This window comes from Curtobacterium sp. B8 (assembly GCF_000333315.1).
GTDB lineage: Bacteria > Actinomycetota > Actinomycetes > Actinomycetales > Microbacteriaceae > Curtobacterium > Curtobacterium luteum.
The window spans coordinates 1-1,580 of the sequence record NZ_BACW01000419.1; the positions used below are offsets into that span (position 1 = coordinate 1).

The following is a 1,580-nucleotide window of genomic DNA, read 5'->3' on the forward strand; positions in this document are numbered from 1 at the left end:
CGACTTCGGCGACCGCGTGGTGCCGATCATCCCGGACGAGGCGCGCACGTTCGGCATGGACGCGTACTTCCCGACCGCGAAGATCTACAACCCGAACGGGCAGCACTACACGTCGGTCGACCGTGAGCTCCTCCTGGCCTACAAGGAGAGCCCGCAGGGCCAGATCATCCACGTCGGCATCAACGAAGCGGGCGCCCTGGCGGCGTTCACCGCGGTCGGCACCTCGTACTCGACGCAGGGCGAGCCGCTCATCCCGGTCTACGTCTTCTACTCGCAGTTCGGGTTCCAGCGCACCGGCGACGCCATCTGGGCAGCGGGTGACCAGATGACCCGTGGCTTCATGATCGGTGCGACCGCGGGCCGCACGACCCTGACGGGCGAGGGCCTGCAGCACGCCGACGGCCACTCGCTGCTCCTCGCGGCGACGAACCCGGCGGTCGTGTCGTACGACCCCGCGTACGGCTACGAGATCGGGCACATCGTCAAGGCCGGTCTCGAGCGCATGTACGGGACGAACGAGGACGGCTCGCCGAAGCACGCCGACCCCAACGTCATGTACTACCTCACGGTCTACAACGAGCCGCTCGTGCAGCCGGCCGAGCCGGAGGGCGTCGACGCCGAGGGCATCGTCAAGGGCATGTACCTCCTCAAGCCGAGCGAGCAGGACGGCCCGAAGGCCCAGCTGCTCGCGTCGGGTGTCGCGGTGCCGTGGATCCTCGAGGCGCAGCAGCTCCTCGCAGAGGACTGGGGCGTGTCGGCCGACGTGTGGAGCGTCACGAGCTGGGGTGAGCTGTACCGCGACGGACTCGACGCGGAACAGCACGCGTTCCTCAACCCGAACGAGGCCCCGCGGACGCCGTACGTCACCGAGCGCCTGCTCGGGACCGAGGGTCCGGTCGTGGCGGTGAGCGACTTCATGCACGCCGTGCAGGAGCAGATCCGTCCGTTCGTTCCGACCGACTACGCCACGCTCGGCGCCGACGGCTTCGGCTTCTCGGACACCCGTCCGGCGGCCCGCCGCTTCTTCCACATCGACGGCCCCTCGGTCGTCGTGCGGACGCTGCAGCAGCTCGCGAAGCAGGGCAAGGTCGACCACGCCCTCGTCCAGCAGGCGATCGACAAGTACCGTCTGCACGACGTCACCGCCGGCACCACCGGCAGCGCGGGCGGCGAGAGCTGATCCCCGCGTGACGACACCCCGCACCGACCCTGCCGTGAGCCGGGAGAACGACCGCGAACGCGCGCTCTCCTGGCTCCGGCAGGTGTCGGGCGAACTCTCCACCGCGACCATCAAGCGGCTGGAGGACACGCTCCCCTGGTACAGCGAGATGCCCCCCGGCCGACGCAGTGCCGTGGGGCTGGTGGCCCAGGCCGGCATCACGTCGTTCATCGGATGGCTCGAGGGCAGTTCCTCGACGCCGTGGATCGCCGCGGCCGACGTCTTCGGCTCCGCACCGCGGGAGCTCCTCCGCTCGGTGAGCCTGCAGCAGACCCTGCAGCTCATCCGGGTCGTCGTGACCGTGGTCGAGGAGCGGGCGAAGGACGACGAGATGCTGCAGGAGGCGATCCTGCAGACTCGC

General features: G+C 69.7%; 2 pseudogenes. Both read left to right on the forward strand.

Annotated features, from left to right (window positions below):
* Nucleotides 1-1,180 (forward strand): annotated as a pseudogene (locus I59_RS10820) (pyruvate dehydrogenase (acetyl-transferring), homodimeric type); the annotation flags it as partial.
* 34 nt (nucleotides 1,181-1,214) lie between these two features.
* Nucleotides 1,215-1,580 (forward strand): annotated as a pseudogene (locus I59_RS10825) (PucR family transcriptional regulator); the annotation flags it as partial.